Consider the following 25,813-nt stretch of genomic DNA (forward strand, 5'->3'; position numbering starts at 1 on the left):
GCATAAACCCTCCCCTTACCGGAAGGTCAAGTCAAGCGGCAATAATAAAGATCGTCGCACTGGCATCAAGTATGCTAACGTTAATTTTCCGTGAAGAAGTGGTAGAAGCAATGAAGACGTTTTTCAGGACAATTTTGTTCGGTAGCCTGATGGCAATGTGTGCGAACAGCTATGCGCTAAGTGAAAATGAAGCGGAAGATATGGCCGATTTAACGGCGGTTTTTGTATTCCTGAAAAATGATTGTGGCTACCAGAATTTACCCAACGGGCAAATTCGCCGCGCGCTGGTCTTTTTTGCCCAGCAGAACCAGTGGGATCTCAGCAACTACGACAGCTTCGACATGAAGGCGCTCGGTGAAGACAGCTATCGCGACCTAAGCGGTATTGGTATTCCCACTGCCAAAAAATGCAAAGCGCTGGCTCGCGACTCACTCAGCCTGCTCGCCTACGTCAAATAACCTTCCCGACGCCCCCTGTTGAACCTCTGACCGTGCAACCGCGGTTAGAGTTAGCTATCATGTTTCGCTCATTTTTTGTGAGCGTAACGGATGTTTACACAGGAGGAGTTCGCTATGGCCGACCACACGTTGTGGCATGAAACCTTGCATGATCAGTTTGGTCAGTACTTTGCCGTTGATAACGTGCTCTATCATGAGAAAACCGATCACCAGGATCTGATCATCTTCGAGAATGCTGCCTTTGGCCGCGTGATGGCGCTGGACGGCGTCGTGCAAACCACCGAGCGAGATGAGTTCATCTATCATGAGATGATGACCCACGTCCCGCTGCTGGCGCACGGCCACGCGAAGCATGTCCTGATTATCGGCGGTGGCGACGGCGCAATGCTGCGTGAAGTGTCCCGCCATCGTTCCATTGAAACCATCACCATGGTGGAAATCGATGCGGGCGTCGTCTCTTTCTGCCGCCAGTACCTGCCCAACCACAATGCCGGCAGCTATGACGATCCGCGCTTTAGCCTGGTAATTGACGACGGCGTTAACTTCGTTAACCAGACCTCGCAGACCTTTGACGTGATCATCTCCGACTGCACCGACCCTATCGGCCCCGGCGCGTCGCTGTTTACCTCCTCCTTCTACGAGGGCTGCAAGCGCTGCCTGAACCCGGGCGGGATCTTCGTCGCCCAAAATGGCGTCTGCTTCCTGCAGCAGGATGAAGCGCTGGATAGCCATCGTAAGCTCAGCACCTATTTCGATGATGTCAGCTTCTATCAGGCCGCTATTCCGACGTACTACGGCGGGATCATGACCTTTGCCTGGGCGACGGATAACGACGTATTACGTCATCTCTCCACCGAAATTATTCAGGCCCGCTTCCATCAGGCCGGTCTTCAGTGCCGATACTACAATCCGGCTATTCATACCGCAGCGTTTGCTCTGCCGCAGTACCTGCAAGACGCATTATCCACTAAGGGGGTGAGCTAATTGAAAAAGCTTAAACTGCATGGCTTTAACAACCTGACGAAAAGCCTGAGTTTTTGTATTTACGATATCTGCTATGCCAAAACAGCGGAAGAACGCGATGGTTACATCGCCTATATCGACGAACTCTACAACGCCAACCGTCTGACCGAGATCCTGTCAGAAACCTGTTCCATTATCGGCGCCAACATCCTGAACATCGCCCGACAGGATTATGAACCCCAGGGCGCCAGCGTGACCATCCTGGTCAGCGAAGAGCCGGTCGATCCTAAGCTTATCGACAAAACGGAACATCCGGGCCCGCTGCCGGAAGTGGTTGTTGCCCACCTGGATAAAAGCCATATCTGCGTCCATACCTACCCGGAGAGTCACCCGGAAGGTGGGCTGTGTACGTTCCGCGCCGATATTGAAGTGTCGACCTGCGGCGTGATTTCCCCGCTGAACGCGCTGAACTATCTCATCCATCAGCTGGAATCGGATATCGTCACGATTGATTACCGCGTGCGCGGTTTTACTCGTGATATCAATGGCATGAAGCACTTCATCGACCACGAAATCAACTCTATTCAGAACTTCATGTCCGAAGACATGAAATCGCTGTATGACATGATGGACGTGAACGTGTACCAGGAAAACATCTTCCATACCAAGATGTTACTTAAGGAATTCGACCTTAAGCACTATATGTTCCACACGAAGCCGGAAGATTTGAGCGAAGAAGAGCGTAAGGCGATTACCGACCTGCTCTGGAAAGAGATGCGCGAGATCTACTACGGCCGTAATATTCCGGCCGTGTAAGTGTTGCCCGGAGCAGGGACGCTTCGGGTAGTTACCGCTGTTTCATAAACTCGCGGTAGGCATTCACCACCTGAAGGAAGTCTTCTACGCCGCACATCGACAGGCTCTCTTCGTCATAGTAGCTCATCCCCTCTTCCATCTCGTCACCTGAAAACTCGAGCTGGTTGGCGCGCACCATAACCTCTTCACCGTCCATCCACAGCGTGTATTCATGACCGGCGCGCTGCCAGGAGCGTTCACTGCCTTTCACCGTATTTGCCGCCTGTTCAACCTCATCAAGAAGTGCGAGATTTTCTTTCACCTCTTCGTTAAACCAGTGTCCAACGGCTTCGTGGCCCATCGACATACGCACTTTCACCACTCCGGTGATGTCGCGCAGAAATTCGTAATCCATAGTGTTTTCCTCTGCAAAGCCATTAAGGTAATTATCGCAGCAGCGAGGAAGAAAAAAAGCGTGAGAGGTGGGAGGAATGAAAATAAAAAGGTGAGAGCAAGACCCTGCGGCCTGATGCCCTCACCCCGTCCCTCTCCCGTGGGAGAGGGTGCAAACACTAAAAACCGTCTCGTAGAGACGGTTTTGCTGTTTATACAGCCGTCTGGAAGATAACCCCGTCGGCCTTCTCGGTGTACTGAGAGAGCTGGTCGAAGTTCAGATAGCGATAAGTATCCACCGCGGTCTTATCCACCTGAGCCACAAAGGTCTGGTACTCTTCCGGCGTTGGCAGTTTGCCAATCAGCGCCGCAACCGCCGCCAGCTCCGCAGAGGCCAGGAAGACGTTCGCACCGGTACCTAAACGGTTCGGGAAGTTACGGGTAGAGGTGGAAACCACCGTCGCACCGTCGGCTACGCGCGCCTGGTTGCCCATGCACAGGGAGCAGCCAGGAATTTCGATACGCGCACCGCTCTTACCAAACACGCTGTAGTAGCCCTCTTCGGTCAGCTGAGCCGCATCCATACGGGTTGGCGGCGCCACCCACAGACGGGTTGGCAACTGGCCTTTGTGGGTATCCAGCAGCTTACCGGCCGCACGGAAGTGACCGATGTTGGTCATGCAGGATCCGATGAACACTTCGTCGATCTTCTCGCCCTGAACTTCGGACAGCGGACGCGCGTCGTCCGGATCGTTCGGTGCACACAGGATTGGCTCTTTGATATCCGCCAGATCGATGTCGATCACCGCCGCGTACTCTGCGTCAGCATCGGCTTCCAGCAGCTGCGGATCGGCCAGCCATTTCTCCATGCCCTGGATACGACGCTCCAGCGTACGACGGTCGCCGTAGCCTTCTGCAATCATCCACTTCAGCAGCACGATGTTAGAGTTAAGATACTCAATAATCGGCTCTTTGTTCAGCTTGATGGTACAGCCCGCAGCTGAACGCTCAGCGGAGGCATCGGTCAGCTCGAACGCCTGCTCAACCTTCAGATCCGGCAGACCTTCGATTTCCAGGATGCGGCCAGAGAAGATGTTTTTCTTCCCTTTCTTCTCAACGGTCAGCAGACCCTGTTTAATCGCATACAGCGGGATCGCGTGAACCAGGTCGCGCAGGGTGATACCCGGCTGCATTTTACCTTTGAAGCGCACCAGCACCGATTCCGGCATATCCAGCGGCATCACGCCCGTCGCCGCAGCAAACGCCACCAGACCGGAGCCCGCCGGGAAAGAGATACCGATTGGGAAACGGGTATGGGAGTCACCGCCGGTACCCACGGTATCCGGCAGCAGCATGCGGTTCAGCCAGGAGTGAATTACGCCGTCGCCCGGACGCAGGGAAACGCCGCCGCGGTTCATGATGAAGTCTGGCAGCGTGTGGTGCGTGGTCACGTCAACCGGCTTCGGATACGCCGCAGTATGGCAGAAGGACTGCATCACCAGGTCAGAAGAGAAGCCCAGGCACGCCAGGTCCTTCAGTTCGTCACGGGTCATTGGACCGGTAGTGTCCTGAGAGCCTACGGAGGTCATCTTCGGCTCACAGTATGCGCCAGGACGAACACCGGCGACGCCGCAGGCGCGACCGACCATTTTCTGCGCCAGAGAGTAACCGCGATTGCTTTCCGCCACGTCTTTCGCGTGACGGAATACATCACTGTGCGGCAGACCCAGCGCTTCACGCGCTTTGGTGGTCAGGCCACGGCCGATGATCAGCGGAATACGGCCACCGGCACGCACTTCGTCGATCAGCACGTCGGTTTTCAGCTCAAAGCTCGCCAACAGCTCGTTAGTTTCGTGGTTACGCACTTCACCTTTGTACGGGTAAACGTCAATCACGTCGCCCATATTCAGGTTAGAAACATCCACTTCGATCGGCAGGGCGCCCGCATCTTCCATGGTGTTGAAGAAGATCGGTGCAATTTTGCCGCCAAGGCACAGGCCGCCGCCGCGTTTGTTTGGCACGTGCGGAATGTCGTCGCCCATGAACCACAGCACGGAGTTGGTGGCGGACTTACGGGAAGAACCGGTACCTACAACGTCACCCACGTAGGCCAACGGGAACCCTTTTTTCTGCAGGGCTTCGATCTGTTTGATCGGGCCAACGCTGCCAGGCTGATCCGGCTCAATGCCTTCACGGGCGTTTTTCAGCATTGCCAGGGCGTGCAGAGGAATATCCGGGCGAGACCACGCGTCCGGTGCCGGAGAGAGGTCATCGGTGTTGGTTTCACCGGTCACTTTAAAGACGGTAACGGTGATTTTTTCAGCCAGCGCAGGACGGTTCAGGAACCATTCGGCATCCGCCCAGGACTGCATCACCTGCTTCGCATAGACGTTGCCTGCTTTGGCTTTTTCTTCTACATCGTAGAAGTTATCGAACATCAGCAGCGTGGAAGAGAGCGCTTTAGCGGCAATCGGTGCCAGCTTGTCGTTATCCAGCGCGTCAATCAGCGGATGTATGTTGTAACCACCCTGCATGGTGCCGAGCAGTTCAATGGCTTTTTCAGGAGTAACCAGTGGGGAGGTGGCTTCGCCTTTGGCGATAGCAGCAAGGAATCCGGCTTTTACGTAGGCAGCTTCATCTACGCCAGGCGGTACGCGGTTGATCAGCAGATCTAACAGGAATTCTTCTTCGCCCTTAGGCGGGTTCTTCAGCAGCTCGACGAGCGCGGCCATTTGGGTTGCATCTAAAGGTTTGGGTACAATTCCCTCGGCGGCACGTTCTGCTACGTGCTTACGGTATTCTTCTAGCACGACGGTTCTCCTCGCTCTCATTGTCATATGCGGCGGGCGTTCTCTTCACGCTCCTGTGAGACAGCAGTTTGTAGGGTAAATGCCCGATACCGCGTCGGGCAGCATAGCAGGATTTCTGCACAGTGTTAATCCGTTTACAAAAAAGCAACATTAAAAAATTTGCTGAATCGTTAAGCATGGTGTAGCGGAGAGACGAGGTGAATTTTAGGGACAAAAAAACCGCCTGGTAGCGGTTATTTTGTTGCCTTGCGGTGGTAGCACACCGGGCTGGCAGATTTGCGGCAACCCCAACGCAATGAATTTTGCATCACGCCCCGCTGGCTTGCAAGCCATTATGTCAATTTTGCGTAGCGCCTTCCTGTTTCGAATGAAAATTCGTTTCACTTCATTTTTCGCCTTCAGAATGACTACTGAGTCGATTACTCTTCCTCTCGGCCTGCTTCGCTGGTGTAGCAACCAGTCACCGGGCCCGGGAGCAGTTCCGTAACCTACGCGGCAATCCCAACTTGCCTGGTTCTGCCTTTCCCGGTGAAGAATGAACCCGCGTAGCCTTTACAGGAACGCACGCAATGGAGATGCGAATCACTGCGCTGATCGTTGTGACCGGTTTACTGCTAACCGCGCTGCACGGTGGCTGGAACATATCCGACATCACGGTGCTGTTTGTCGTCAACCTCGGCAACTAGCTGCTGGCCGCTCGTAAGAGCGGCCTTCTGAATTCCCTTCGGTTTTTCCCGCATCGCATATAATTGTGTAATAAATGCTCACAATCTTTATCCGGACGTACCGGACGCTTCCCAATAAAAGTCAAAACAGTAAAAGACGGGTGAATAATACTCACGCCAACCGTAACGCCTCACGGCACAGCGCTTGTCTCGTTGGAGTCATTTTATGAAGTTGCCCTTTAAGCCACATCTGCTCGTCCTTCTGTGCAGTGCCGGGCTGCTTGCCGCCTCAGGCGTCATGTTTGTCAAAAGTCGTGCAACGGAACCCGTTGCGCCGGCCCCCGTCGCACAACAACCAGCGGCACCGGTAGCAGCAACGCCCGCCCCTGTCGCCGCACCAACCTATACTGCCGCGCAAATCGATCAGTGGGTTGCCCCTATCGCGCTCTACCCGGATGCCCTGCTGTCGCAAATCCTGATGGCCTCGACTTACCCGGCCAACGTGATCCAGGCGGCGCAGTGGTCAAAAGACAACCCTAAAATGGAAGGGGACGCCGCCATTCAGGCCGTTGCCAGCCAGCCCTGGGATCCCAGCGTAAAATCGCTGGTCGCGTTTCCTCAGCTCATGTCCCTGATGGGTGAAAACCCGCCATGGGTACAAAATCTGGGCGATGCGTTTCTCGCGCAGCCGAAGGACGTAATGGATTCCGTTCAACGCCTGCGCGCGCTGGCACAAAAGACCGGCGCTTTACAATCCACGCCTCAGCAGACGGTCACCACCGTGACAAAACCGGCACCAGCGAAAACCAGCACCACCGAGGCAACGACAACAACCACGTCTGCGCCGGCCCCAACGGTAATCAAAATTGAATCTGCCGATCCGCAGGTTGTTTACGTCCCTACCTATAACCCCAATACGGTTTACGGGACCTGGCCAAACACCGCCTATCCACCTACTTATCTCCCGCCTACACCCGGGGAGCAGTTTGGCAACAGCTTCGTCAACGGCTTAGGCTTCAGCCTGGGCGTCGCCACAACCTATGCCATCTTCAGCAACATCGACTGGGATGATGACGATGACTGGGATCATCACCATGACGACTGGGATAATCACGGCGGCTATAACCGCAACGGTGATAACAACATCAATATCAACGTTGAGAACTTCAATAAAATCAGCGGGCAGCGTCTGACGGACGCCAACCGTACCTGGCAGCATAACCCAGCCTATCGTGAAGGCGTGCCTTATCCGACTAACCAGCTCAACAACCGTTTCCACTCCACCAGCACGGCTACCGGACTAAGCTCAACGCAGCAAAAACCGGTTAACCGCGATAGCCAGCGTCAGGCTGCCCTGAGCCAGATGGAGAAATCCACGGGCAAAACTTTCCCCCAAACGGCGCGTCCCGGCACGAAAGATGTGCAGCGTCAGGCCTCAAGTGAACAGCTGAAGCAGATTTCGCAGCGCAATAACTACCGTGGCTACGACACCAAACCGCAGACGACGAAGCGAACCACCACGCAGCAGCGAGAAAATCGCCAGACCACCGCGCAGAGACAAGAGAAACGGGGTTCGCAGCCGGCGCAGCAACGCGCTCTCCAGCAGCGAAACAGCCAGCCCCGGGCCAATGCGCTGAGCGGCAACGACAGCCGCTCCGCGAACTGGCAGGCGCAGCAGCAGCGCGGTGCGCAAAGCAGACAGCTTGCGGCTCGCCAGCAGCAGCCACGTCAGGCGTCTGGTGGACGCGCTGAACGCCGTGAAATTCGACATCGCTAAGGGAACCGACATGAAAAGTAAACTACTCAGTGGCATGGTGTTGTTCATGCTTTCGGCTTCGGTGATGGCGCAGCAATCCTTTAGCACCCCCGATCAGGCAACCGATGCGCTGACCAAAGCCATTAGTGAGCATAATGAGAGCGAGATGAGCAATCTGCTTGGAGAGAACTGGCGCGATTTTCTGCCCCCTGAAGGCGTTGACCCGGATGCCGTCGATCGTTTCCTGCGCGACTGGAAAGTCCGTCATAACACGGTTGTCGAAGGGGATACGGCGCATCTGGTTGTCGGTGACAACAGCTGGCAGCTTCCTATCCCGGTGATCAAAACCTCTGCCGGTTGGCAATTCGATATCAAAGAAGGGGCCGAAGAGATCCTGACCCGCGAAATCGGGCGTAACGAACTTGCCGCCATTGAAGCCTTACATGCCTATGTTGATGCGCAGCAAAGCTACTTTGCGATGAACCAGAAATTCGCGCAGAAGATTGTCAGCTCGAAAGGGAAAAAAGACGGTTTGTACTGGCCTGCCTCTCCCGGCGAAGCGCCCAGTCCGCTCGGACCGGCATTTAGCCCAAAAGAGCCGGGTACCGGTTATCACGGCTATCGTTTCCGCATCCTGCCGGATAATAACGGTTTCGCGATGGTGGCCTGGCCAGTCAGCTATGGTCAGACGGGCGTCATGAGCTTTGTGATAAATCAGGATGATAAGGTGTATCAGACCGATCTCGGCAGCGATTCTGAGCAGAAAGCCCGGGCGTTAACCACCTATAGTCCTGATAAAACCTGGCAGCCGGTGGCCCCCTGAACGCAGCGCATAAAAAAAGCGGCCTGAGGCCGCTTTTTTCATCTGAAGAAACTTATTTCTTCTTCGCTTTCGCGTTTGGCAGGTCGGTGATGCTACCTTCAAACACTTCTGCCGCCAGGCCCACGGACTCGTGCAGAGTCGGGTGAGCGTGGATGGTCAGCGCGATGTCTTCAGCGTCACAGCCCATTTCGATAGCCAGACCGATTTCACCCAGCAGCTCGCCGCCGTTGGTACCGACAATCGCACCACCGATCACACGGTGAGTCTCTTTGTCGAAGATCAGTTTGGTCATACCGTCTGCGCAGTCGGAAGCGATAGCACGGCCAGAAGCAGCCCACGGGAAGGTGGCGGTTTCGTAGCTGATGCCTTTCTCTTTCGCTTCTTTCTCAGTCAGACCAACCCATGCCACTTCTGGCTCGGTGTACGCGATAGATGGGATCACTTTCGGATCGAAGTAGTGCTTCATACCGGCGATAACTTCAGCGGCAACGTGGCCTTCGTGAACACCTTTGTGCGCCAGCATTGGCTGACCGACGATATCGCCGATAGCAAAGATGTGCGGCACGTTGGTGCGCAGCTGTTTGTCAACGCGGATAAAGCCACGGTCGTCCACTTCCACGCCAGCTTTGCCCGCGTCGAGGTTTTTACCGTTCGGTACACGACCGATAGCCACCAGCACGGCGTCGTAACGCTGTGGTTCGGATGGCGCTTTTTTGCCTTCCATGGAAACGTAAATACCGTCTTCTTTCGCTTCAACGGCAGTCACTTTGGTTTCCAGCATCAGGTTAAATTTCTTGCTGATGCGTTTGGTGAAGACCTTAACGATGTCTTTGTCGGCAGCCGGGATAACCTGGTCGAACATTTCAACCACGTCGATCTCTGAACCCAGCGCATGGTACACGGTACCCATTTCCAGACCGATGATACCGCCGCCCATAACCAGCAGACGCTTAGGAACGGTTTTCAGCTCCAGCGCATCGGTGGAATCCCACACGCGTGGATCTTCATGCGGAATGAATGGCAGTTCGATTGGGCGAGAGCCTGCCGCGATGATCGCGTTGTCGAAGTTGATCACGGTTTTGCCGTTTTCGCCTTCCACTTCCAGGGTGTTCGCACCGGTGAATTTACCCAGACCGTTTACCACTTTCACTTTACGGCCTTTGGCCATACCCGCCAGACCGCCGGTCAGCTGAGTGATAACTTTCTCTTTCCAGGTACGAATTTTGTCGATATCGGTTTTCGGCTCGCCGAAGACGATACCGTGTTCAGCCAGCGCTTTGGCTTCTTCGATAACTTTCGCTACGTGCAGCAGCGCTTTAGAAGGGATACAGCCGACGTTCAGACAAACACCGCCGAGGGTGCTGTAACGCTCTACGATGACGGTTTCCAGACCTAAATCCGCGGCGCGGAATGCTGCGGAGTAACCTGCCGGGCCTGCCCCAAGTACTACGACCTGAGTTTTGATTTCTGTGCTCATCATGACCTCTTAATTTATACCCGTCGTCCACCGGGTCGTTCTATCCGCCCGCAGTTTACAAAATTGTTAACAATTTTGAAACAACAAACGGCTCACGAATTGTCGCTTTCGCCAATAACCTCACAAACCCCATGAGATTATCAGAAAAAAGCCGGCCGACTGGCCGGCTTTTCGATTACATCACCAGGCGGCGAATGTCGCTCAGCATGTTGTTGATGATGGTGATGAAACGCGCACCATCAGCACCGTCGATTACGCGGTGGTCGAAGGACAGAGAGATTGGCATCATCAGACGCGGTACGAACTCTTTGCCATTCCACACCGGCTCCATCGCGGACTTGGACACACCGAGGATAGCCACTTCCGGCGCGTTCACAATCGGCGCGAAGTGGGTAGTACCCAGGCCGCCGATGCTGGAGATAGTGAAGCAGCCGCCCTGCATTTCGCCGGCAGTCAGCTTACCATCACGCGCTTTCTTGGAGATCACGGTCAGTTCACGGGACAGCTCGGTAATGCTCTTCTTGTTCACGTCTTTGAAGACCGGAACAACCAGACCATTTGGCGTATCAACCGCAACACCGATGTTGATGTATTTCTTCAGCGTCAGCTTCTGACCGTCTTCGGACAGGGAGCTGTTGAAGCGTGGCATCTGCTCCAGAGCCGCAGCAACCGCTTTCATAATGAAGACCACTGGGGTGAATTTCACGTCCAGTTTGCGCTTCTCGGCTTCGGCGTTCTGCTGTTTACGGAACGCTTCCAGATCGGTGATATCGGTCTTATCAAAGTGCGTAACGTGCGGGATCATCACCCAGTTACGGCTCAGGTTCGCACCAGAGATTTTCTGGATACGGCCCAGCTCCACTTCTTCGATTTCGCCGAACTTGCTGAAGTCCACTTTCGGCCATGGCAGCATGCCCGGGATACCGCCGCCAGCGGCTGCAGCTGGTGCAGCTTCGGCACGTTTCACCGCGTCTTTCACGTAGGTCTGAACGTCTTCGCGCAGGATACGACCCTTACGGCCGGTCCCTTTCACTTTCGCCAGGTTCACACCGAATTCGCGCGCCAGGCGACGAATCAGCGGGGTAGCGTGGACGTAAGCGTCGTTTTCAGCGAACTCAGATTTTTCTGCTTTAGCAGCAGGGGCAGCGGCTGGTTTAGCAGCCTGAGCCGGCGCAGCAGCAGGTGCTGGAGCAGCCGCGGCAGCCGGAGCTGCGGCAGGCGCAGCGCCTTCCACTTCGAAGACCATGATCAGAGAGCCGGTAGACACTTTGTCGCCGGTGCTGATTTTGATCTCTTTAACCGTACCCGCGAACGGCGCAGGGACTTCCATAGAAGCCTTGTCGCCTTCAACGGTGATCAGTGACTGTTCAGCGGCAACTTTGTCGCCCACTTTCACCATCACTTCGGTGACTTCAACTTCGTCACCGCCGATGTCCGGTACGTTAACGTCTTTCGCGCCGCCAGCAGCGGCTGGTGCTGCGGCTGGAGCCGGAGCAGCGGCCTGTGCAGGCGCGGCAGCGCCTTCTGCACCTGCCACTTCGAAGACCATGATCAGGGAGCCGGTAGACACTTTGTCACCGGTGTTGATCTTGATCTCTTTAACGGTACCGGCGAACGGCGCTGGCACTTCCATAGAGGCTTTGTCGCCTTCTACGGTGATCAGTGACTGCTCGGCCGCAACGGTGTCGCCCACTTTCACCAGGATTTCAGTGACTTCAACTTCGTCACCGCCGATGTCAGGCACGTTCACTTCTTTCGCGCTCGCGGCAGCTGCTGGAGCAGCGGCGGCCGGAGCGGCTTTCTTCTCTTCCTGCGCAGGTGCAGCTGCTGCTGCACCGTCGGCGGAATCGAAAATCATGATCAGTTTGCCAGTCTCGGTTTTATCGCCAACAGAGACTTTGATCTCTTTAACGATGCCAGCCTGAGGAGACGGGACTTCCATAGAGGCTTTGTCGCCTTCTACGGTGATCAGCGACTGTTCAGCTTCAACTTTGTCGCCAACTTTGACCAGGATCTCGGTGATTTCAACTTCATCAGCCCCGATGTCCGGTACATTGATTTCGATAGCCATTATTCTTTTACCTCTTACGCCAGACGCGGGTTAACTTTTTCTGCATCGATGTTGAATTTGGTGATTGCGTCCGCAACCACTTTCTTATCGATTTCGCCACGTTTAGCCAGTTCGCCCAGTGCTGCTACAACCACGTAAGAAGCATCAACTTCGAAGTGGTGACGCAGGTTTTCGCGGCTGTCAGAACGACCGAAGCCGTCAGTACCCAGAACGCGATAATCATCAGCTGGAACGTAGGTACGAACCTGCTCAGCGAACAGTTTCATATAGTCAGTAGACGCCACCGCTGGCGCGTCGTTCATCACCTGAGCGATGTACGGAACGCGTGGGGTTTCCATTGGGTGCAGCATGTTCCAGCGCTCACAATCCTGGCCATCACGCGCCAGCTCAGTGAAGGAGGTCACAGAGTACACATCGGAACCGACACCGTAGTCTTTCGCCAGGATCTGCGCTGCTTCACGTACGTGACGCAGGATAGAACCGGAGCCCAGCAGCTGAACTTTACCTTTGCTACCTTCAATGGTTTCGAGTTTGTAGATACCTTTACGGATACCTTCCTCGGCACCTGCTGGCATTGCCGGCATGTGGTAGTTTTCGTTCAGGGTGGTGATGTAGTAGTAAATGTTCTCTTGCGCTTCACCGTACATGCGCTGCAGACCGTCATGCATGATGACTGCCACTTCGTACGCGTAAGACGGGTCGTAAGAGATACAGTTAGGGATAGTCAGAGACTGAATGTGGCTGTGGCCATCTTCGTGCTGCAGACCTTCACCGTTCAGGGTCGTACGACCTGAAGTACCACCTACCAGGAAGCCGCGAGCCTGCTGGTCGCCTGCCTGCCAGCACAGGTCACCGATACGCTGGAACCCGAACATGGAGTAGTAAATGTAGAACGGGATCATCGGCAGGTTGTTGGTGCTGTAAGAAGTCGCAGCAGCCAGCCAGGATGCGCCTGCGCCCAGCTCGTTGATACCTTCCTGCAGGATCTGACCTTTCTCGTCTTCTTTGTAGTATGCAACCTGCTCACGGTCCTGCGGGGTGTACTGCTGGCCGTTCGGGCTGTAGATACCGATCTGACGGAACAGACCTTCCATACCGAAAGTACGCGCTTCGTCGGCGATGATTGGAACCAGACGATCTTTGATCGACTTGTTCTTCAGCATCACGTTCAGGGCACGAACGAAAGCGATAGTGGTAGAGATCTCTTTGTTCTGCTCTTCCAGCAGCTGAGAGAAGTCTTCCAGCGCTGGCAGTTCCAGCTTCTCGGTGAAGTTAGGCTGACGAGCTGGCAGGTAGCCTTTCAGCGCCTGACGACGTTCGTGCAGGTACTTATGCTCTTCAGAACCTTCCGGGAAGGTGATGTAAGACAGGTTTTCTACCTGCTCATCGGTCACTGGAACGTTGAAACGGTCGCGGATATAACGCACGCCGTCCATGTTCATTTTCTTAACCTGGTGAGCGATGTTTTTACCTTCTGCGGTATCACCCATGCCGTAACCTTTGATGGTATGGGCCAGGATTACAGTCGCTTTACCTTTGGTTTCACGCGCTTTTTTCAGTGCAGCGTAGACTTTCTTCGGATCGTGACCACCGCGGTTCAGGGCCCAGATCTGCTCATCAGTCCAGTCTGCAACCAGGGCTGCGGTTTCAGGGTATTTGCCGAAGAAGTGCTCACGAACGTAGGCACCGTCTTTGGATTTGAAGGTCTGGTAGTCACCGTCAACGGTTTCGTTCATCAGCTGGATCAGCTTACCGCTGGTGTCTTTACGCAGCAGTTCATCCCAACGACCGCCCCACATGACTTTGATCACGTTCCAGCCTGCACCCGCGAAGATGCCTTCCAGTTCGTTGATGATCTTGCCGTTGCCGGTTACCGGACCATCCAGACGCTGCAGGTTACAGTTGATGATGAAGCACAGGTTGTCCAGCTTCTCACGGGTAGCGATGGTGATCGCACCTTTAGATTCTGGCTCATCCATTTCGCCGTCGCCCAGGAAGGCGTAAACGGTCTGCTCAGAGGTGTCTTTCAGACCACGGTGTTCCAGATACTTCAGGAATTTAGCCTGGTAGATCGCACCGATTGGGCCCAGACCCATAGATACGGTCGGGAACTGCCAGAATTCAGGCATCAGTTTAGGGTGCGGGTAAGAAGACAGACCTTTACCGTGAACTTCCTGACGGAAGTTGTTCATCTGCTCTTCAGTCAGACGACCTTCCAGGAAGGCACGTGCATAGATGCCCGGAGAGATGTGGCCCTGGAAGTACACCAGGTCGCCGCCGTCTTTCTCGTTCGCTGCACGGAAGAAGTGGTTGAAGCACACTTCGTAAACGGTCGCAGAAGACTGGAAGGACGCCATGTGGCCACCCAGCTCCAGGTCTTTCTTGGAGGCGCGCAGAACGGTCATGATGGCGTTCCAGCGGATTGCAGAACGGATACGACGTTCCAGATCCAGATTGCCCGGGTATTCCGGTTCGTCTTCGACGGCAATCGTGTTTACGTAGTTGCTAGCCCCTGCACCTGAAGCAACCTTCACACCGCCTTTGCGGGCTTCAGAAAGCAGCTGATCAATCAGATACTGAGCGCGCTCAACACCTTCTTCACGGATGACCGATTCGATCGCCTGTAGCCAGTCGCGAGTTTCGATCGGATCCACGTCATTTTGGAGACGTTCTGACATGGGGGTATTCCTTATCTATCTAATACGTTGATTTGTCTGGAACCTGTCCCATTGTGCTCTTGGGCAAGAACACAATAAGACAGGTTCTGCGTTTAGTTGCCGCGCTCTAAAAGTACCTGGCGCTTAATCCTTTCGTTGCTGTATGCGGCGTAATGAACGTTCGCGTCGCGATTGTTCACGGCTGCGGTCCAGCAAGATTTCCTCAATGAAAGCCAGATGGCGGTGCGACGCTTCACGCGCCTGCTCCGGTTCCCCGGCCATTATCGCCTCGAATATTCGGGTGCGATGGTTGCTTACCAGTGGGAGCATCTCCCGACGGGCATACAACAATTCAAAATTCTGACGAACGTTCTGGGCCAGCATCGGCTCCATGCAGCGTAGCAGATGGAGGAGCACCACATTGTGTGCCGCTTCGGTGACGGCGATTTGATACTGGACGACGGCGCTGGACTCGGCGTCTAAATCGCCGGACTGCTGTGCCCGTTCAATGGCCTGATGCAGTTCGCGGATACGCACGCGATCTTCATCAGTGCTGCGAAGGGCGGCGTAATAGGCCGCAATCCCTTCAAGCGCGTGACGGGTCTCAAGCAGGTCAAACTGGGATTCTGGGTGGTCAGAGAGAAGTTCTACCAGCGGATCGCTGAAGCTCTGCCACAGGCTGTTTTGCACAAAGGTTCCGCCGCCCTGGCGACGAAGCAGCAAGCCCTTTGCTTCGAGACGTTGAATCGCCTCACGCAGAGAGGGACGTGAAACGTCGAACTGTTTTGCCAGCTCGCGTTCTGGTGGAAGTTTCTCACCCGGGCGCAGAGTCCCTTCGAGGATTAAAAACTCCAGCTGCTGCTCAATCACATCAGATAGTTTTGGTTGGCGAATTTTGCTGTAGGCCATATTCCCTGTCTTACGCCTTTTTGCCCGGAGTCAATTGGTCTTACCAATTTCTATTTCGTATCGCTAAAGTAACAAAGTATTCACCTTCTGTCCATATTGGTTTTGATTGAAATCATTAAACCCTGCACATTTTAACAACCTTACAGAAATAACGTTTCAGAAATGTAACTTTGCACAAATGAGTTGATTACTCCTAAAGAGGGAGTTTTAACCATAATGAAACGAGGGTTTTTGCAATCTGAAGCGATTCAACAAGGCAAATAATGAAAATTCGCCCACTTACGGCGCATTTCTATTCTATAGGTTGGGTTAGGAACAACGAGCGGACCGATTTACAAATGCTTTCTTTTTATTCAAGTCGTCATCACCCCTTCATAAAGCAGGTGCATTCGCAGGCGCTTACCACTATTCTTGCGCTTACGGAAGTCATCTCCGCTTTTTTCGGTCTCGTTAACCGTAAAGAAATAAATACAGAATATGGATTTTCATAATTACACACGCACAGCGTGAACATAACAACCACACACGAGGTTTCAAATGGAAGCTCAACAGCACGGCGATCAGCTAAAGCGCGGGCTTAAAAACCGCCATATTCAGCTCATCGCACTGGGCGGTGCGATAGGTACCGGCCTGTTTCTGGGCAGCGCATCCGTTATCCAGTCTGCCGGTCCGGGTATTATTTTGGGTTACGCGATTGCGGGCTTCATTGCTTTTCTGATCATGCGCCAGCTGGGCGAAATGGTCGTTGAAGAACCGGTCGCAGGCTCCTTCAGCCACTTTGCCTATAAATACTGGGGCAGCTTTGCCGGTTTCGCCTCGGGCTGGAACTACTGGGTGCTGTACGTTCTGGTTGCCATGGCTGAGCTTACCGCCGTCGGAAAATACATCCAGTTCTGGTATCCCGAAATCCCAACCTGGGCTTCTGCTGCGGCCTTCTTTGTCATTATTAACGCCATTAACCTGACCAACGTTAAAGTGTTCGGTGAGATGGAGTTCTGGTTCGCCATCATCAAAGTCATTGCCGTGGTGGCGATGATTATCTTTGGCGGCTGGCTGCTGTTCAGCGGCAACGGCGGACCGCAGGCCACCGTGCGCAACCTCTGGGAACAGGGTGGCTTTCTGCCTCACGGCATGACCGGTCTGGTGATGATGATGGCCATCATTATGTTCTCCTTTGGCGGTCTGGAGCTGGTGGGTATCACCGCCGCTGAAGCCGACAACCCGGAGCAGAGCATTCCAAAAGCCACTAACCAGGTTATCTACCGTATTCTAATCTTCTATGTGGGCTCACTGGCCGTGCTGCTCTCTCTGCTGCCGTGGACGCGCGTCACCGCTGACACCAGCCCGTTTGTGCTGATCTTCCACGAGCTGGGCGACACCTTTGTCGCCAACGCCCTGAACATCGTGGTGCTGACCGCAGCGCTCTCCGTATACAACAGCTGCGTATACTGCAACAGCCGTATGCTGTTCGGCCTTGCCCAACAGGGCAACGCGCCGAAGATGCTGCTTAACGTTGATAAACGCGGCGTACCGGTGAATACCATTATTGTTTCCGCCATCGTGACCGCCCTGTGCGTGCTGATTAACTACATGGCCCCCGAGTCGGCGTTTGGCCTGCTGATGGCGCTGGTGGTCTCTGCCCTGGTCATCAACTGGGCGATGATCAGCCTGGCACACATCAAGTTCCGCCGCGCGAAACAGCAGCAGGGCGTCACCACGCGCTTCCCTGCCCTGCTCTATCCGCTGGGTAACTGGATCTGCCTGCTGTTTATGGCGGCCGTGCTGGTGATCATGCTGATCACGCCGGGTATGGCGATTTCCGTCTACCTGATCCCGGTCTGGATTGCGATCCTGGGCGTGGGCTATCTCTTCAGTCAGAAAAGCCGTAATGCCATGAAGGCACACTAAGCCTCTCTCCGCGGTACCTGCTTTTGCGGGTACCGCGCGTTGTTACCTCCCTCACACTTTCACGCCCATAGCGCATTTATCCATATCACCGCCCTGATACTGCAACGCATATATCCCTTTGCCAGCGAATAATTCTCTCCATACCGTAAACCGGAGAGCTGTCGATGGATAACAACACACTGTCAGTAAGAGAAAAGATCGGCTATGGGATGGGCGACGCCGGATGCAACATTATCTTTGGCGCCATCATGTTGTTTGTTAACTATTTTTATACGGATATTTTTGGCCTCGCGCCTGCGCTGGTCGGCGTGCTGCTGCTGTCTGTCCGCGTGATTGACGCCGTAACGGACCCGATCATGGGCGCGATTGCTGACCGCACCCGCAGTAAATATGGCCGGTTTCGTCCATGGCTGCTATGGATCGCTTTCCCGTATGCGCTGTTCAGCATCCTGATGTTCACCACGCCGGAGTGGAGCTATAACAGCAAAGTTATCTATGCCTTTGTCACCTACTTCCTGCTCTCTTTGACCTATACGGCCATCAACATTCCCTACTGCTCGCTCGGCGGGGTGATCACCAACGATCCAAAAGAACGCGTGGCCTGCCAGTCGTATCGCTTCGTGCTGGTCGGCATCGCCACGCTGCTGCTCTCATTAACGCTGCTGCCGATGGCCGACTGGTTTGGCGGGGACAATAAAGCCAAAGGCTACCAGATGGCGATGACCGTGCTGGCGCTGATTGGCACCTGCATGTTCCTGTTCTGCTTCGCCACCGTGCGCGAGCGCGTGCGCCCGGCGGTACAGACCAACGACGAGTTGAAAAACGATTTGAAAGACGTGTGGAAGAACGACCAGTGGGTACGCATTCTGCTGCTGACGCTCTGCAACGTCTGCCCGGGCTTTATCCGTATGGCGGCCACCATGTATTACGTCACCTGGGTGATGGGCCAGAGCACCCACTTCGCTACGCTGTTTATCAGCCTGGGCGTGGTCGGCATGATGCTCGGCAGCGTGCTGGCAAAAGTGCTGACCGACCGCTGGTGTAAGCTGAAGGTCTTCTTCTGGACCAACATCGTGCTGGCGATTTTCTCCTGCGCCTTCTACTTCTTCGACCCGAAAGCCACCGTCACCATTGTGGTGCTCTACGTCCTGCTGAACATCCTGCACCAGATCCCGTCTCCGCTGCACTGGTCGCTGATGGCCGACGTGGACGACTACGGCGAGTGGAAGACCGGGAAGCGCATTACCGGCATCAGCTTCTCCGGCAACATCTTCTTCCTCAAGCTGGGGCTGGCGATTGCCGGGGCGATGGTCGGCTTCCTGCTCTCCTGGTACGGCTATGACGCGGGCGCGAAAGCGCAGAGCGCGGACGCCATCAACGGGATCGTCCTGCTGTTTACCGTCATTCCCGGCATTGGATACTTAATCACCGCGGGCGTAGTACGGCTGCTGAAGGTTGACCGTGAAACGATGAAACGCATTCAGGAAGACCTGGAAAAACGTCGCACCAATTACCGTGAACTGAGCGACTATCAGGAACTGAAAGCCGCAGAGACAAAATAAGGAGAGCCAAATGCATCAGTGGCCAAACCCGTTTATCGAACAACGTGCCGACCCGTACATTTTACGCCATGAGGGGGAGTACTATTTTATCGCCTCCGTGCCGCAGTACGACAGGCTGGCGATCCGCCGCGCAGCGTCGCTGGAAGGCTTACGCCATGATGAAGAAGTTGTGGTCTGGCGCAAACCCGAGACCGGACCCATGAGCCAGCTGATCTGGGCGCCGGAACTGCACCACATTGACGGGAAGTGGTACATCTACTTTGCCGCGACGCACACCCAGGCGCTCGACGCGCTCGGGATGTTCCAGCACCGGATGTTCGCCATTGAATGTGCTGACGACGATCCGCTCACCGGCGCGTGGGTGGAAAAAGGGCAGATTAAAACGCCTTTCGACACCTTCGCCCTGGACGCCACCACCTTTGTGCATCAGGGAAAACGCTGGTATCTGTGGGCGCAAAAAGCGCCGGATATCACCGGGAACTCCAACCTTTACCTGTGCGAAATGGCGAACCCGTGGACGCTAAAAGGCGAGCCGGTGATGCTCAGCAAGCCGGAGTATGACTGGGAGTGTCGCGGGTTCTGGGTTAACGAAGGCCCGGCGGTGCTTGTTCACGGCGATAAGCTGTTTATCAGCTATTCCGCCAGCGCCACCGACGAGAACTACTGTATGGGGCTACTGTGGATAGATCTGAATGCCGATCCGCTAAACCCGGCAAACTGGCACAAATCCCCGCGTCCAGTGTTCGTTACCAGCTATGAAAACCGCCAGTTCGGCCCGGGACACAACAGCTTTACGCAAACGCCGGAAGGGGAAGACGTGCTGGTGTATCACGCGCGTAACTACACCGAAATTGAGGGCGACCCGCTGTACGATCCGAACCGGCATACCCGCCTGAAGCTCGTCCGCTGGAATGAAAACGGGATGCCTGATTTCGGCATCCCGCCCGCGGATACGCTGTAGTCTTTGCGGCGCGCTGGCTTACACCAGCGTGCCGTAAATAGTCAGCAGCGCCACGATCACCACCACCACAAACGACGTTTTCTTCGCCATGGAGACAGCGGCTTTTGGTGTTTCAATCTTGTCGGTATGCGGCTCACGCGCCAGCGAGAACTGCGCCAGACGCGTTAACACCTGGTACTGCGACGTATGGCGATCGGCAAGAGACGCAAACCAAGCGGGCAGCGCTTTTTCACCGTGACCAATTAACGCATACACCACGCCCACCAGACGCACCGGGAGCCAGTCGAGCACGTGCAGGATGGCATCGATGCCGGACAGCAAACGTTCATGCGGCGTCAGATAGCGGGCAAGCCAGGTCTGCCAGGCGCGCAGGAACGCATACCCCATTAGCAGTACCGGCCCCCACGGGCCGCCCACCACGAACCAGAACAGCGGTGCCAGGTAGTAGCGGAAGTTAATCCACAGCAGCGCGTTCTGCAGTTCGCGCAGAAATTCGCGCTCGTCGCAGTCCGGCGGCACGCCGTGGATCATCGTCAGTTCGCTCGCCATAGCATTGCGCGCATGGGCATCGTCACGGGAGGCGGCTTTCAGGTAGGCGTGATAGTGCAAACGCACCTTGCCCGCACCAATGCACAGCACCCCAAGCAGGATCCACACCACCAGCAACGGTACGTTGAAAAACAGTCCGTGCAGCGCGCGCAGGAGCAGGAACGTAATGACCATCACGCCCGCCATCATCAGCAGCGTGCGCAGCATGGAAAAGTGCTTAATCCGGCGGAAAAACACCTCCAGCCGGTGATCCAGATGCCAGTGCTCGCCGAGCTTGAACAGGCGTTCAGCGATGATAACCAGCAGCATGGTAAACAACGTCATGGTATCTCCTTATTCTGACGACGCGGTGAGCATGGCGCGAAACCGGGGCCAGTCAAAGGCCGGGCCGGGATCGGTTTTTCTCTCCGGGGCAATATCACTGTGCCCCGTGATATTGTCGGCGATAGCCGGGTAGAGTCCGATAAGCGTGCGGGTCACGGCCGCTAGCTGTTGATACTGTGAATCGGTATAGGGCGTGGTATCCGTGCCTTCCAGTTCGATCCCGATAGAAAAATCGTTGCACCGTTCGCGCCCGTGATACATCGACACCCCGGCATGCCAGGCGCGCTTATCAAAGGGAACATACTGAACCACTTCACCATCGCGACGAATCAGGCAGTGAGCCGATACGCGCAGATGCGCAATTTCAGCAAAAAAGGGATGAGCATCGGGATCAATCGTTCCCGTGAATAACGCATCGATCCACGGGCCGCCAAATTCACCCGGCGGGAGACTAATATTATGAACCACCAGCAGTGTGGGCTTTTCATCCTCCGGGCGGCAATCGTGGTGCGGCGAGGGCACATGCCGCGCATCCACCAGCCATCCGTCTTCTAACAACATGCTGGAACTCCTTCTGTATGGTGCAATGACTCGGTTCAGAGTAGCATGTTTCAATATTATGATTCGTTACCAATTTGGAGTTTTATCATGCCGCCTCGCCGCTATAACCCCGACCACCGACGTGAAGCGCTTCTGGAACGTATTAATATGGATATTCCGGCAAGCGTCTCCCATGCTTTGAAAGAAGATCTGGGCGGTGACGTTAATGCTGATAAGGATATTACCGCACAATTATTGCCAAAAGAGACGCGCTCCCACGCGGTCATCATCACCCGTGAAGACGGTGTTTTTTGCGGCAAGCGTTGGGTTGAAGAGGTCTTTACTCAACTGGCAGGCGACGATGTGCAGGTAACATGGCACGTGGAAGATGGCGATGCAGTCACGGCCAACCAGCCGCTGTTCGAACTGGACGGTCCTTCCCGCGTCTTGCTGACCGGCGAACGTACCGCGCTCAATTTTGTACAAACGCTCTCTGGCGTTGCCAGCGAAGTGCGTCGCTACGTTGACCTGCTGGCCGGTACCCGCACTCAGCTGCTGGATACCCGCAAAACGCTGCCGGGCCTGCGCACCGCGCTGAAATATGCGGTGCTCTGCGGCGGGGGCGCAAACCATCGTCTGGGCCTGTCCGACGCCTTCCTGATTAAAGAGAACCACATTATTGCCTCTGGCTCCGTGCGTCAGGCGGTGGAGAAAGCCTTCTGGCTGCACCCGGATGTGCCGGTTGAGGTGGAAGTCGAAAACCTGGAAGAGCTGGAGCAGGCGATTAAGGCCGGGGCCGATATCATCATGCTCGATAACTTCGAAACAGAGCAGATGCGCGAGGCGGTAAAACTGACAAACGGCCGGGCTCAGCTTGAAGTATCCGGGAACGTCACTTTCGAAACGATCCGTGAATTCGCCGAAACTGGCGTGGATTACATCTCCGTCGGTGCGCTAACCAAACACGTTCGCGCTCTCGACCTCTCAATGCGCTTTAAATAACGCATTCTCCCCTCTCCACCCGGAGAGGGGAATTACTGCCCCGCTCGCAGATCCGCTGTTCTTCCCTGCAATACTGAATAAATTCTCTGAAGCCCCCTTCCCGTTCCCTTTTTTGCCCCTCGTTTCTGCTCTTTCCCGCTGACAAAGTAGCGCCACTTTGCATAAGGAGCAGATATGGACAGACAACAAGGTTTCACACTCATTGAGCTGATGGTGGTCATTGGCATTATTGCGATTCTGAGCGCCATCGGCGTCCCCGCCTATCAGAATTACCTGCGCAAGGCGGCGCTGACCGATATGCTGCAAACCTTCATTCCCTACCGCACGGCCATCGAGCTTTGCGCGCTGGATCACGGTGGTGTGGAAAGCTGCGATGCCGGCAGCAACGACATCCCTTCCCCCACCACGACACGCTACGTTTCAGGAATGAGCGTAGCGAAAGGGGTCGTGACCTTAACAGGACAGGAGAGTCTTAACGGGCTGACGGTAACCATGACGCCACGGTGGAGCGACGGCAACGGTATGACGGGCTGGACGCGTGCCTGCAGCATCAGTGCTGACAGCGCCCTGAAGCAGGCCTGCGAAGACGTTTTCCGCTTCGACAATAACTGAGGAGCGGAAAATGAATACCGATCAACTCGTGGCGCTTTGCCTGCGCCATCACGCTCTGCTGCTCAACAGCGACAGTGACATGGTCAGCATCGCCGTTGTAGGCAACCCCGCGGCTGAACTGATGGAAGCGCTGCGTTTCGCCACCCAGAAACGAATTGATATTGAGTGCTGGAGCGCTGAGCGCATGGAAAAACAGCGACAGCTAACGTCACAATCCCATCTGCCCGTTGTTTCGCAAACGCACTCAACGGTAGATATCCTCAACCACACGCTGCAGCAGGCAATCAACCAGCGCGCCTCTGATATTCATATCGAACCGATGGAGCACGCGTGCCAGATCCGTTTACGCATCGACGGGGTTCTTTGCCCCCAGCCTCCGCTTTCCGTCTCGCTGGCAAGCCAGTTCAGCGCACGTTTAAAAGTGCTGGGTAACCTGGATATTGCAGAGCGTCGTTTGCCACAGGACGGTCAGTTTACGATAGAGCTGGCGAACGCGCCGGTCTCGTTTCGGATCGCGACGCTTCCCTGCAGCGGCGGCGAGAAAATTGTGCTGCGTCTCCTGCATCAGGTTCAGCAGGCTCTTGAGCCAAAAGCGCTTGGCATGAGTGCTGAACAACTGGCCTGTTTTAATGAGGCCCTCCACCAGCCGCAGGGGCTAATTCTGGTTACCGGCCCTACCGGCAGCGGCAAAACCGTGACGCTGTATAGCGCGCTGCAGGCGCGTAACACCCCTGACGTCAACATCTGTAGCGTGGAGGATCCCATTGAGATACCCCTTGCGGGATTAAACCAGACGCAGATTAATCCCCGGTCAGGTTTAACATTCCAGAGCGTGCTGCGGGCGCTGCTACGCCAGGATCCAGACATCATTATGGTCGGCGAAATCCGTGACGGTGAAACGGCCGGAATTGCCATTAATGCCGCGCAGACCGGGCATCTGGTGCTTTCAACGCTACACACCAACTCGACGACGGAAGCCCTGACTCGCCTGGAGCAGATGGGCGTGGCGCGCTGGATGATATCATCCGCGCTGTCGATGGTGATTGCCCAGCGTCTGGTCCGGCGTCTGTGCCCACATTGTCGTCGGGAAACCAGTGAGCATGCTGAATTACCGCGCGCCGTATGGTCCAGACCGCTTCCACGCTGGCAGCCCATCGGCTGCGAGCGTTGTTATCACGGTTTTTATGGCCGCGTGGCTATTTTTGAAGTACTCGCGATCGACAATGCCCTGCGGCAGGCCATTGCCAGCGGGGCGGGAACAGAAGTGATAGAGGCGAGCGCCCGGCAGGCGGGAATGATTTCTCTTTTTGAGCACGGCTGCATGGCCGTCGAACAGGGGCTGACCACGATCGAAGAGCTGGTGCGCGTCCTGGGCATGCCGGATGGCTGCTAATCATCTCTGGCGCTGGCGAGCGCTCACCCAGGAAGGAGAACCCCGAAGCGGGACACTCTGGGCCACAGACCGCAATGCCGCCTTCACCAGGCTGATGCACAGCGACCTCCATCCTCTGACGCTGACCCGATGCGCTCAGCGACACCGCTGGCGGCCACATCACTGCTACGAGATGTTTCGCCAGCTCGCAACGCTTCTGCAGGCCGGGCTGACATTGTCCCACAGCCTGCAGATGCTGGCAGAGCAACATCCGTTAAAACCGTGGCAGGCGCTGCTGCAAAGCATTGCCGATGAGCTTAGTGAGGGAGCCCCCTTTTCTGAGTCGCTAAAAAAGTGGCCAGCCGTTTTTAGCCCGCTGCATGTCTCGATGGTGAAAACCGGTGAGCTCACAGGGAAGCTGGAGGAGTGCTGTCGCCAGCTCGCGCAGCAGCAAAAAGCGCAGCAGCAGCTCAGTGCGAAAGTGAAAAAGGCGCTGCGCTACCCGGCGATCGTCCTGACCCTGGCCGTACTCGTGGTGCTGGCGATGGTCATCCTGGTCTTGCCCGAGTTTGCCGCGATCTACAAAACGTTTAACACTCCGCTTCCGCTGCTGACGCAAATGGTCATGGGGATGGCCGCCTTTATGCGGTCATATGCCCTTGCGCTGTTCGCCGCGTTACTCGCGCCCTTAGCCACCGCCTGGGCTCTGCGGCAGAACCCTCGCTGGCAGCGCATCCTGATGCTCACTCCCGTGTTGGGCGCACTGGCAAAAGGTCGAAAACTGGGACATATCTTTACCGTGCTGTCACTCACGCAACAGTCGGGGATCCCCTTTTTACAGGGCCTTGCGAGTGCAGAGGAAACTGTTGAGAGCCAGTACTGGCAGGGAATACTTCGCGGCGTGCGAGAGGACATTGAAAAAGGCCTCCCCGTCTGGTCATCCTTTCAGAAAGCGGCCATCTTTACCCCGCTGTGCATTCAGCTTTTACGAACCGGCGAAATGTCAGGCGCGCTGGACATCATGCTGGCAAACCTCGCCCGACATCACACGGAACAGACCTTTCAACGGGCAGATAGCCTGGCGGCACTTCTCGAGCCAGTGCTTCTGATTGTGACGGGGGTCATCATCGGCACGCTGGTGGTGGCAATGTACCTGCCGATTTTCCATCTGGGGGATGCGATGAGCGCGGGTTAGCGTAAAACAGT

The 25,813-nt window shown here is 55.4% G+C and carries 20 protein-coding genes; 12 read left to right on the forward strand and 8 right to left on the reverse strand.

What is annotated here, in order from left to right:
* The first annotated feature begins 110 nt into the window (after positions 1 to 110).
* From P349_RS14375 to speD, 3 genes are all read left to right on the forward strand, one after another.
* Complete coding sequence (locus P349_RS14375) at positions 111 to 458, forward strand: YacC family pilotin-like protein (protein ID WP_014882582.1); 348 nt, start codon at positions 111 to 113, stop codon at positions 456 to 458.
* A gap of 114 nt (positions 459 to 572) precedes the next feature.
* Positions 573 to 1,442 carry a polyamine aminopropyltransferase gene (gene speE, locus P349_RS14370; RefSeq protein ID WP_023310424.1) on the forward strand — a complete coding sequence of 290 codons (870 nt, stop codon included), beginning with the start codon at positions 573 to 575 and terminating at the stop codon, positions 1,440 to 1,442.
* Positions 1,443 to 2,237, forward strand: coding sequence for an adenosylmethionine decarboxylase (gene speD, locus P349_RS14365; protein ID WP_032649781.1), 795 nt, complete (start codon positions 1,443 to 1,445; stop codon positions 2,235 to 2,237).
* Positions 2,238 to 2,268: 31 nt separating this feature from the next.
* Here speD and yacL read toward each other — a convergent pair whose 3' ends face one another.
* Both yacL and acnB read right to left on the reverse strand, forming a co-directional pair.
* The gene (yacL, locus tag P349_RS14360) at positions 2,269 to 2,631 is read right to left on the reverse strand and encodes a protein YacL (RefSeq protein WP_032649783.1); all 363 of its coding nucleotides are present in this window, start codon (positions 2,629 to 2,631) and stop codon (positions 2,269 to 2,271) included.
* A 190-nt stretch (positions 2,632 to 2,821) separates the two neighbouring features.
* Complete coding sequence (acnB, locus tag P349_RS14355; protein ID WP_032645211.1) at positions 2,822 to 5,419, reverse strand: bifunctional aconitate hydratase 2/2-methylisocitrate dehydratase; 2,598 nt, start codon at positions 5,417 to 5,419, stop codon at positions 2,822 to 2,824.
* Between the two features lie 891 nt (positions 5,420 to 6,310).
* Between acnB and P349_RS14350 the strand changes: the two genes are divergently transcribed.
* Complete coding sequence (locus tag P349_RS14350) at positions 6,311 to 7,861, forward strand: DUF3300 domain-containing protein (RefSeq protein ID WP_032649785.1); 1,551 nt, start codon at positions 6,311 to 6,313, stop codon at positions 7,859 to 7,861.
* A gap of 10 nt (positions 7,862 to 7,871) precedes the next feature.
* On the forward strand, positions 7,872 to 8,663 hold the full coding sequence (locus tag P349_RS14345; RefSeq protein ID WP_032650074.1) for a DUF2950 family protein: 792 nt from the start codon (positions 7,872 to 7,874) through the stop codon (positions 8,661 to 8,663).
* Positions 8,664 to 8,715: 52 nt separating this feature from the next.
* On the opposite strand, the gene lpdA is transcribed toward P349_RS14345, so the two are convergent.
* The 4 genes from lpdA to pdhR form a co-directional block, all read right to left on the reverse strand.
* Entirely contained in the window at positions 8,716 to 10,140 is a 1,425-nt protein-coding gene (gene lpdA, locus P349_RS14340) for a dihydrolipoyl dehydrogenase (RefSeq protein ID WP_003856313.1), read from the reverse strand.
* 175 nt (positions 10,141 to 10,315) lie between these two features.
* Positions 10,316 to 12,211 (reverse strand): pyruvate dehydrogenase complex dihydrolipoyllysine-residue acetyltransferase, encoded by a 1,896-nt coding sequence (gene aceF / locus P349_RS14335; protein ID WP_032649787.1) that lies wholly within the window; start codon positions 12,209 to 12,211, stop codon positions 10,316 to 10,318.
* 14 nt (positions 12,212 to 12,225) lie between these two features.
* Positions 12,226 to 14,889, reverse strand: a complete 2,664-nt coding sequence (gene aceE / locus P349_RS14330; protein WP_024907478.1) for a pyruvate dehydrogenase (acetyl-transferring), homodimeric type — start codon at positions 14,887 to 14,889, stop codon at positions 12,226 to 12,228.
* A 123-nt stretch (positions 14,890 to 15,012) separates the two neighbouring features.
* Positions 15,013 to 15,777, reverse strand: a complete 765-nt coding sequence (pdhR, locus tag P349_RS14325; protein WP_014882565.1) for a pyruvate dehydrogenase complex transcriptional repressor PdhR — start codon at positions 15,775 to 15,777, stop codon at positions 15,013 to 15,015.
* Positions 15,778 to 16,314: 537 nt separating this feature from the next.
* Here pdhR and aroP point away from each other — a divergent pair.
* The 3 genes from aroP to P349_RS14310 all read left to right on the forward strand — a co-directional run bounded on the left by aroP (position 16,315) and on the right by P349_RS14310 (position 20,208).
* Complete coding sequence (gene aroP / locus P349_RS14320) at positions 16,315 to 17,685, forward strand: aromatic amino acid transporter AroP (protein WP_024907477.1); 1,371 nt, start codon at positions 16,315 to 16,317, stop codon at positions 17,683 to 17,685.
* A gap of 164 nt (positions 17,686 to 17,849) precedes the next feature.
* Positions 17,850 to 19,247 (forward strand): glycoside-pentoside-hexuronide (GPH):cation symporter, encoded by a 1,398-nt coding sequence (locus tag P349_RS14315; protein ID WP_032649789.1) that lies wholly within the window; start codon positions 17,850 to 17,852, stop codon positions 19,245 to 19,247.
* Positions 19,248 to 19,257: 10 nt separating this feature from the next.
* Entirely contained in the window at positions 19,258 to 20,208 is a 951-nt protein-coding gene (locus P349_RS14310) for a glycoside hydrolase family 43 protein (RefSeq protein ID WP_032649791.1), read from the forward strand.
* Between the two features lie 18 nt (positions 20,209 to 20,226).
* Here P349_RS14310 and ampE read toward each other — a convergent pair whose 3' ends face one another.
* Together ampE and ampD are read right to left on the reverse strand one after the other, a co-directional pair.
* Positions 20,227 to 21,081, reverse strand: a complete 855-nt coding sequence (ampE, locus tag P349_RS14305) for a beta-lactamase regulator AmpE (RefSeq protein WP_032649793.1) — start codon at positions 21,079 to 21,081, stop codon at positions 20,227 to 20,229.
* 9 nt (positions 21,082 to 21,090) lie between these two features.
* Complete coding sequence (gene ampD / locus P349_RS14300) at positions 21,091 to 21,642, reverse strand: 1,6-anhydro-N-acetylmuramyl-L-alanine amidase AmpD (protein WP_032649795.1); 552 nt, start codon at positions 21,640 to 21,642, stop codon at positions 21,091 to 21,093.
* Positions 21,643 to 21,729: 87 nt separating this feature from the next.
* Here ampD and nadC point away from each other — a divergent pair, with 87 nt between their 5' ends.
* The 4 genes from nadC to hofC all read left to right on the forward strand — a co-directional run bounded on the left by nadC (position 21,730) and on the right by hofC (position 25,802).
* Positions 21,730 to 22,623, forward strand: coding sequence for a carboxylating nicotinate-nucleotide diphosphorylase (gene nadC, locus P349_RS14295; protein ID WP_032649796.1), 894 nt, complete (start codon positions 21,730 to 21,732; stop codon positions 22,621 to 22,623).
* A 174-nt stretch (positions 22,624 to 22,797) separates the two neighbouring features.
* Positions 22,798 to 23,235 (forward strand): prepilin peptidase-dependent pilin, encoded by a 438-nt coding sequence (ppdD, locus tag P349_RS14290; protein ID WP_032649798.1) that lies wholly within the window; start codon positions 22,798 to 22,800, stop codon positions 23,233 to 23,235.
* A gap of 10 nt (positions 23,236 to 23,245) precedes the next feature.
* Positions 23,246 to 24,628 (forward strand): type II secretion system protein GspE, encoded by a 1,383-nt coding sequence (gene gspE / locus P349_RS14285; protein ID WP_032649799.1) that lies wholly within the window; start codon positions 23,246 to 23,248, stop codon positions 24,626 to 24,628.
* The gene (hofC, locus tag P349_RS14280; protein ID WP_032649801.1) at positions 24,618 to 25,802 is read left to right on the forward strand and encodes a protein transport protein HofC; all 1,185 of its coding nucleotides are present in this window, start codon (positions 24,618 to 24,620) and stop codon (positions 25,800 to 25,802) included. Before gspE ends, hofC begins: the two co-directional genes overlap by 11 nt.
* Positions 25,803 to 25,813: the final 11 nt, after the last annotated feature.

It is taken from the genome of Enterobacter sp. DC4, from assembly GCF_000568095.1.
Classification (GTDB): Bacteria; Pseudomonadota; Gammaproteobacteria; order Enterobacterales; family Enterobacteriaceae; genus Enterobacter; species Enterobacter pseudoroggenkampii.

Excerpts from the sequence above, each read along its gene's own strand:
- ppdD (WP_032649798.1), top strand. The coding sequence starts at position 22,798 with ATGGACAGACAACAAGGTTTCACACTCATTGAGCTGATGGTGGTCATT.
- yacL (WP_032649783.1), bottom strand. The coding sequence starts at position 2,631 with ATGGATTACGAATTTCTGCGCGACATCACCGGAGTGGTGAAAGTGCGT.
- hofC (WP_032649801.1), top strand. The coding sequence starts at position 24,618 with ATGGCTGCTAATCATCTCTGGCGCTGGCGAGCGCTCACCCAGGAAGGA.
- lpdA (WP_003856313.1), bottom strand. The coding sequence starts at position 10,140 with ATGAGCACAGAAATCAAAACTCAGGTCGTAGTACTTGGGGCAGGCCCG.
- speE (WP_023310424.1), top strand. The coding sequence starts at position 573 with ATGGCCGACCACACGTTGTGGCATGAAACCTTGCATGATCAGTTTGGT.
- aceF (WP_032649787.1), bottom strand. The coding sequence starts at position 12,211 with ATGGCTATCGAAATCAATGTACCGGACATCGGGGCTGATGAAGTTGAA.
- aroP (WP_024907477.1), top strand. The coding sequence starts at position 16,315 with ATGGAAGCTCAACAGCACGGCGATCAGCTAAAGCGCGGGCTTAAAAAC.
- P349_RS14345 (WP_032650074.1), top strand. The coding sequence starts at position 7,872 with ATGAAAAGTAAACTACTCAGTGGCATGGTGTTGTTCATGCTTTCGGCT.
- P349_RS14315 (WP_032649789.1), top strand. The coding sequence starts at position 17,850 with ATGGATAACAACACACTGTCAGTAAGAGAAAAGATCGGCTATGGGATG.
- P349_RS14350 (WP_032649785.1), top strand. The coding sequence starts at position 6,311 with ATGAAGTTGCCCTTTAAGCCACATCTGCTCGTCCTTCTGTGCAGTGCC.
- pdhR (WP_014882565.1), bottom strand. The coding sequence starts at position 15,777 with ATGGCCTACAGCAAAATTCGCCAACCAAAACTATCTGATGTGATTGAG.
- nadC (WP_032649796.1), top strand. The coding sequence starts at position 21,730 with ATGCCGCCTCGCCGCTATAACCCCGACCACCGACGTGAAGCGCTTCTG.
- ampD (WP_032649795.1), bottom strand. The coding sequence starts at position 21,642 with ATGTTGTTAGAAGACGGATGGCTGGTGGATGCGCGGCATGTGCCCTCG.
- ampE (WP_032649793.1), bottom strand. The coding sequence starts at position 21,081 with ATGACGTTGTTTACCATGCTGCTGGTTATCATCGCTGAACGCCTGTTC.
- P349_RS14310 (WP_032649791.1), top strand. The coding sequence starts at position 19,258 with ATGCATCAGTGGCCAAACCCGTTTATCGAACAACGTGCCGACCCGTAC.
- aceE (WP_024907478.1), bottom strand. The coding sequence starts at position 14,889 with ATGTCAGAACGTCTCCAAAATGACGTGGATCCGATCGAAACTCGCGAC.
- P349_RS14375 (WP_014882582.1), top strand. The coding sequence starts at position 111 with ATGAAGACGTTTTTCAGGACAATTTTGTTCGGTAGCCTGATGGCAATG.
- gspE (WP_032649799.1), top strand. The coding sequence starts at position 23,246 with ATGAATACCGATCAACTCGTGGCGCTTTGCCTGCGCCATCACGCTCTG.